This is a genomic window from uncultured Aquincola sp. (assembly GCF_964001545.1).
Taxonomy (GTDB): domain Bacteria; phylum Pseudomonadota; class Gammaproteobacteria; order Burkholderiales; family Burkholderiaceae_C; genus Aquincola.
Window position 1 is genome coordinate 1 of sequence record NZ_CAXFDV010000435.1, and the last position, 6023, is coordinate 6023.

The window sequence follows — 6023 nt, forward strand, 5'->3', positions numbered from 1 at the left end:
CCCACCTCGGTGACCCACTGCTCGACCACCGGCTCGGCCGCCTTCTTCCAGCCGGCCAGCTCGGCCGCGGGAATCACGTTGACCGCATTGCGGCCGGTCAGCTTCTTGCCTTCGGCATCGGCGGCGGTGAACACCTTGCCGATCTGGCCCGACAAGGCCTGGCCGCTGTTGGCGTCGATCACCTTCTTCAGGTCCGCCGGCAAGCCGTCGTAGCGGCCCTTGTTCATCACGAACATGAAGGTGGAGGTGTAGAGCGCCGCCTCCGCCGGATCGGTCTCGCTGTGGAACTTGGCGATCTCCTGGATCTTGGCCGAGGGCATCACCTCATAAGGCACCACCGCGCCGTCGATCACGCCCTTGCTCAGCGCCTCGCTCACCTGCGGCACCGGCATGGCCACCGGCGTGGCGCCCAGCACCGCGAGGAAGCGGTTGGTCTGCCGCGTGGGCGCACGCACCTTCAGGCCCTTCAGGTCGGCGCGCGTCTGGATCGGCTTGCCCGTCATGTGGAACACGCCGGGGCCATGCACGTGGAAGGCGATGGGCTGCATGCCCTTGTACTCCTGCATGGCCGACTGCTGGATGTAGTCCCACAGCGCCTTGCTGGTGGCTTCGGGGCTGCGCATCATGAAGGGCAGCTCGAACACCTCGGTCAGCGGAAAGCGGCCGGCGGTGTAGCCCGACAGCGTCCACACCACGTCCACCACGCCGTCCTTGACCTGATCCACCAGCTGCTGCGGCGTGCCGCCCAGCTGCATGGACGGGTAGATCTGGCAGCGCAGGCGGTTGGCCGATTCCTTGGCGATCTTGTCGCACCAGGGCTGGATGAACATCTGCTGCGCATAGGAGCCGGCAGGCAGGAAGTGGTGCACCTTCAGCACCACCTCGTCGGCGGCGCGGGCGGCAGGCGCCAGCGCCAGCAGGCAGAGGGTGGCGGTGGCAAGGGCTACGCGGGGCAGGGTCATCGGGCTTGTCTCCATCTTTGTGTTCAGGCTGGGCGAAAGTCTAGGAATCGGCCCCGCCCGCAGGAAGATGGCGCATTGCGCGGCGCGATAACGCTTCGTTATCATGGTTTGCATGAAGCTCACCAGCCTGCGCGCCCTGGTCGCGGCGATCGAAGAAGGCAGCCTGCGCTCAGCGGCGCGCCGCCTGGGCGTCTCGCAGCCCGCATTGACCAAGCTCATCCGCGAACTGGAGACCGAGCTGGGCACCACCTTGCTGCTGCGATCCACCACCGGCGTGGTGGCCACGGCCCAGGGCGTCGTGCTTTACGAACGCGCCTGCACCGCAGAGCGCGAACTGCAGCAGGCCGTGGACCAGATCCGCCAGCTCGACGGCCGCATGACGGGCTCGCTGACCATCGGCGCGGTGCCACTGGCGGTGATGCTGCTGGTGCCCGAAACCCTGCGCACCTTCGGCCAGGCCTTCCCCGAGATCCAGCTGCGCGTGAGCGAAGAGCTGTACATCGCCCAGCTCACCCGCCTGCGCAAGGGCGAGGTGGACATCGCCTTGGGCCCGCTGCCGCCCGAGCTGCCGCCCGGCGAATTCGCGGTGGAAACGCTGATGCCCACCGCCATGGTGGTGGTGGTGCGCAAGGGCAACCCGCTGGCCAAGGCCCGCAAGCTGGCCGACCTGGGCCAGGCGCCCTGGGTGTACACCGGGGCCACCGCCGATTCAGGCTATGCGCGCACGCTGTTCGAGCAGCACGGCCTGCCGCCGCCGCCGGCCGGTGCGCTGGTCAATTCCACGCTGGGGCTGCTGTCCATCATCACCAGCGGCAACTGCGTGGGCCTGCTGCCGCAGCAGATCGCGGCCCACCCTTTTGCAGCCCAGTACGTGGACGTGGTGCCGGTGGCCGAAGGCCCGTTGATGCTGACGCTGTGCGCGCTGGCCCGTACCGAGATGCACCGCAAGCCCAGCGTGCGCCACTTCATGGCCCACCTGCACCGGGCGGCGCACCACCTCACCGGCGGGCTGCCTTCATGAAGTGGCTGCTGCAGGCGCTGCAGGCCCGCTGGCCCGGCCACTGGCAGGTGCAGGAGCTGGGTGCCAGCGGCTTTTGCTCCACCTGGCGGGCGCAAGGCCCGGCGGGTGACTGTTTCGTCAAGACACTGCCCCCCGCCCATGCCCACACGCTGCTGGCCGAAGCCGATGGCCTGCAGGCGCTGGCAAGCACACACACCCTCCGCGTGCCCCGGGTGCTGGAAGCCCGCTGCGACGCTGAGCACGGCCTGGCCTGGCTGGCGATGGAATGGCTGCCGCTGGTGGCGCCCGGCCCGGCCCATGGCGCCCGGCTGGGTGAAGCGCTGGGCCGGCTGCACCAGCACCCGGCCCCCGGCGGCGGCCGCTTCGGCTGGCCGATCGAGAACCGGCTGGGGCCCACGCCGCAGACCAACACCTGGAGCGCGGCGTCCGGTCTGGAAGGCTGGCTCGGCTTTCTGCGTGATCAGCGCCTGCTGGCCCTGGCGCAGCGCCTGCAGGCCGCCAGGCAGGCGCCCGCGCTGGTGCAGGCGGTGCACCAGGTGGCCGATCGGCTGCCTCGCTTCTTCGACGATGGCCATCGGCCCCGCCCGGCGCTGATCCACGGCGACCTGTGGCTGGGCAACTGCGGCGCGCTGGCGGGTGACGAGCCGGTGGTCTACGACCCGGCGGTGTCGGTGTCGGACCCGGAGATGGAGCTGGCGCTGCTGGAACTGTTCGGCCAGCCGCCGGCCGGCTTCTGGCCCGCCTACCGCGCAGTGGCCGGCCTGGCCGAAGGCTACCCGCGCCGCCGGCCGCTGTACCAGCTGTACCACCTGCTGAACCACGTGCTCATCTTCGGCGGCGGTTATGAGCGGCAGGCGATGGGCCTGGCGCAGGCGCTGCTGCGCGCTTAGGCCGCGGTCGGCAATCCGGCCAGGTACTGGTGGATGGCGGCCACCACCGCCGCCCCTTCACCGATGGCGCCGCCCACCCGCTTGACCGAGCCGGCCCGCACGTCGCCCACCGCGAACACGCCGGGGATGCTGGACTCCAGCGCCGAGGGCACATGGCCGGGCTTGACCGCCCCTGCTGGCAGGCCGGCGCCGGTGAGCACGAAGCCGTTGGCATCCACCGCCACGCCGCAGTCCTTCAGCCAGCGTGTCTCGGGCTCGGCGCCCACGAACAGGAAGACGCCGCGCACCGGCCGCGTCACCGCCTCGCCGCTGTCGCGGTGGCGCCAGCTGGCGGCGTCCAGCCCGGCCACCGGATCGCCGTGCAGCTCGGTCAGCTCGGTGCGGGTGCACAGGTGGATGTTGGGCGTGGCCTCGATGCGGTCGATCAGGTAGCGCGACATGGTGGCCGCCAGGCCCGGCCCGCGCACCAGCATGTGCACCTGGCTGGCGTGTTGCGACAGGAACACCGCCGCCTGCCCGGCCGAGTTGCCGCCGCCCACCAGCGCCACCTCGGCCTGCGCGCAGCCGCGTGCTTCCAGCGCCGAAGCCCAGTACGACACACCCTTGCCCTCGAACTGTTCCAGCCGCGGCACCTCGGGCCGGCGATAGCGGGCGCCGCTGGCAATCACGACGCTGCGCGCGCGCAGCCGGCTGCCGTCGCTCAGCCGCACCGCCAGCTCGCCGCCGGCCTGGTCGCGGCTGCAGTCCAGGCCGGCCACTTCGGCCGGTATCAGCATCTCGGCGCCGAACTTCTGCGCCTGCACGAAGGCGCGGCCCGCCAGCGCCTGCCCGGTGATGCCGGTGGGAAAACCCAGGTAGTTCTCGATGCGGGCGCTGGCGCCGGCCTGCCCGCCATGGGCGCGGCAGTCCAGCACCGCCACGCGCAGGCCTTCGCTGGCCGCATACACCGCGGTGGACAGGCCCGCCGGCCCGGCCCCCACCACCACCAGGTCGTAGGTGGCCAGGCGGTCGGCGCTGCCCACCATGCCGATGCAACGCGCCAGCGCCGGCTCGCTGGGGTTCACCAGCACCGTGCCGTTGGTGCACACCACCACCACGTCTGCAGGTCCTGCGCCGTACTGCAGCGCCATGGCAGCAGCGGCGGCGTCTTCCGCCGGGTCGGACACATGGTGCGGCTGCGCATTGCGGGCCAGAAAGCCCTGCAGGCGCAGCAGCGCATGGCCGCGCGGAGCGCCGATCAGCACCGGGCCGCTGGCGCCCGATTCGATCAATGCCATGCGCCGCAGGATCAGGGCCCGCACCATGCGCTCGCCCAGGTCGGCCTCGGCGATGATCAGCGCCCGCAGCTGCTCGGGCGACATCACCAGCACCTCCACCGGGCCCACGGCGTCGCCGTCCACCATCGCCGGCCGGCCCGACAGCTGCCCCGCCTCGGCCAGGAACTGCCCCCGGCCCTGCACGCCCACCGGACGCGTGCGGCCCATGCCGTCGCGGTGGCTGATGGCCACCTGCCCCGACATCACCACGAACATGCCCGGCCCCGATTCGCCCACCGCAAACAGCCGCTGGCCTTGTTCGTAGTGGCGGATGACGCCGAACCGCTGGATGCGATGCAATTCCTCATCGGTGAGCACCGGATACATCTGCGCCTGCCGGTTGTGCAGGGTGCTGTACGGGGTGTAGGGGGCGCTGTCGGCCATGGGCAACTCCAGGAACTGCGAGCGCGCAGCTTACTCAAGCCCGGCGGCCCTGTGGGCGGCGCGCCGCGTCGCCATCGCGGATGACACGCGCCGGGCGGCCCGTGGCGTAACTTCTTCTCATGACAGCCAACCATGTGCATGCGGCGCTGCAGGCCGCCGCCCGGGCGCACCCTGCGCGCATCGCCATCACCGCGATCGACGAGCCCGATCCCGGCGTGCCGCTGCGCCACTGGACCTACACCGAGCTGATGGCGCGGGTGAACCAGGCCGCCAACCTGCTGCATGCGCTGGCCGATGGCGGCGCGCCGCGGGTGGCGCTGCTGTTGCCGCCCACGCCCGAGGCCCATGTGGCCCTCTGGGCGGCCGAGACGGCGGGCACCGCCTGCCCCATCAATCACCAGCTGGGTGCCAGCCACATCGCCGACCTGGTGAATGCCTGCGGCGCCAGCATCCTGGTGGCGCTGGGGCCGGCGCCCGACCTGCCCATCTGGGACCAGGTGGCGGCCATCACCGCCGCCTGCCCGGGGCTGCGCCATGTGCTGGCGGTGCCCTGCGCGCCCGATGCCAAGCTGCCTGCAGGCGTGCGCAGCTTCGTGGCCGAAAGCGCCGCCCACCGCGCCGATGGCCTGGACTTTTCGCTGCCGGCAGCCCCGCTGGCCGCGCTCTTCCATACCGGCGGCACCACCGGTGCACCCAAGCTGGCCCAGCACACCCATGCCAACCAGCTGCATGCGGCCGGCGGCGCGGCCGCGATGTTCGGCACCCGGCCCGAAGACGTGATGCTCAGCGGCTTTCCGCTGTTCCACGTGGCGGGGTCTTTCGTCTATGGCCTGTCCACCTTGATGAGCGGCGCCCAGCTGGTGCTGCCCACCCGGCTGGGCCTGCGCAACACCGGCTTCATGGCCCGCTATGGCGACTACACCGAGCAGCTGGGCATCACGCTGATGGCGGCGGTGCCCACCGTCATCGCCAGCCTGCTGTCGCTGCCCTTGCGGCCCGCGCAGTTCCGCCAGGTGCGGGCGCTGCTCACCGGCGGCTCGCCGCTGCCCACCGAGCTGGCGGCCGGCTTCGAGGAGCGCTTCCAGGTGCCGGTGCGCAACATCCTGGGCATGACGGAAAGCGCCGGCGTCATCTGCATCGAGCCGGTGGACGGCCCGCGCACGCCCGGCTCCTGCGGGCTGCCGCTGCCCGGCACCGAGGTCAAGGTGGTGCGACCCGACGGCACGCCCGCCGGCCCCTGCGAGCCGGGCATCCTGCGGGTGCGCGGGCCCAACGTCAGCCCCGGCTACACCGACGCGGCGCGCAATGCCGGCACGTTTGAAGACGGCTGGCTGATCAGCGGCGACATCGGCCACCTGGACGAAGCCGGCCGGGTGTATGTCACCGGCCGCTCGAAGGACGTGATCATCCGCGGCGCCCACAACATCGACCCCGGCATGATCGAAAGCGC

Annotated in this window: 5 protein-coding genes; 3 read left to right on the forward strand and 2 right to left on the reverse strand. The window is 71.5% G+C overall.

The genetic code is table 11. From position 1 onward, the window contains the following. The coding region (locus tag ABNT58_RS14835) for a TRAP transporter substrate-binding protein (RefSeq protein WP_348754231.1) at positions 1–962 on the reverse strand (962 nt) is incomplete at its 3' end. Positions 963–1074: 112 nt separating this feature from the next. Between ABNT58_RS14835 and ABNT58_RS14840 the strand changes: the two genes are divergently transcribed. Together ABNT58_RS14840 and ABNT58_RS14845 are read left to right on the forward strand one after the other, a co-directional pair. Continuing rightward, a complete protein-coding gene (locus ABNT58_RS14840; RefSeq protein ID WP_348754232.1) occupies positions 1075–1983 on the forward strand; it encodes a LysR family transcriptional regulator in 909 nt (302 codons plus the stop codon). After that, positions 1980–2873, forward strand: coding sequence for a fructosamine kinase family protein (locus ABNT58_RS14845; protein WP_348754233.1), 894 nt, complete (start codon positions 1980–1982; stop codon positions 2871–2873). Before ABNT58_RS14840 ends, ABNT58_RS14845 begins: the two co-directional genes overlap by 4 nt. Here ABNT58_RS14845 and ABNT58_RS14850 read toward each other — a convergent pair. After that, the gene (locus ABNT58_RS14850; protein ID WP_348754234.1) at positions 2870–4573 is read right to left on the reverse strand and encodes an FAD-dependent oxidoreductase; all 1704 of its coding nucleotides are present in this window, start codon (positions 4571–4573) and stop codon (positions 2870–2872) included. The two genes, ABNT58_RS14845 and ABNT58_RS14850, sit on opposite strands and share 4 nt — an antisense overlap. A 119-nt stretch (positions 4574–4692) precedes the next feature. Here ABNT58_RS14850 and ABNT58_RS14855 point away from each other — a divergent pair. Then, on the forward strand, positions 4693–6023 hold a 1331-nt coding region (locus ABNT58_RS14855; RefSeq protein ID WP_348754235.1), incomplete at its 3' end, for an AMP-binding protein.

What these genes read in the sequence shown, in the direction of transcription:
- ABNT58_RS14840 (WP_348754232.1), top strand. Translation starts at nt 1,075, where the DNA reads ATGAAGCTCACCAGCCTGCGCGCCCTGGTCGCGGCGATCGAAGAAGGC.
- ABNT58_RS14845 (WP_348754233.1), top strand. Translation starts at nt 1,980, where the DNA reads ATGAAGTGGCTGCTGCAGGCGCTGCAGGCCCGCTGGCCCGGCCACTGG.
- ABNT58_RS14850 (WP_348754234.1), bottom strand. Translation starts at nt 4,573, where the DNA reads ATGGCCGACAGCGCCCCCTACACCCCGTACAGCACCCTGCACAACCGG.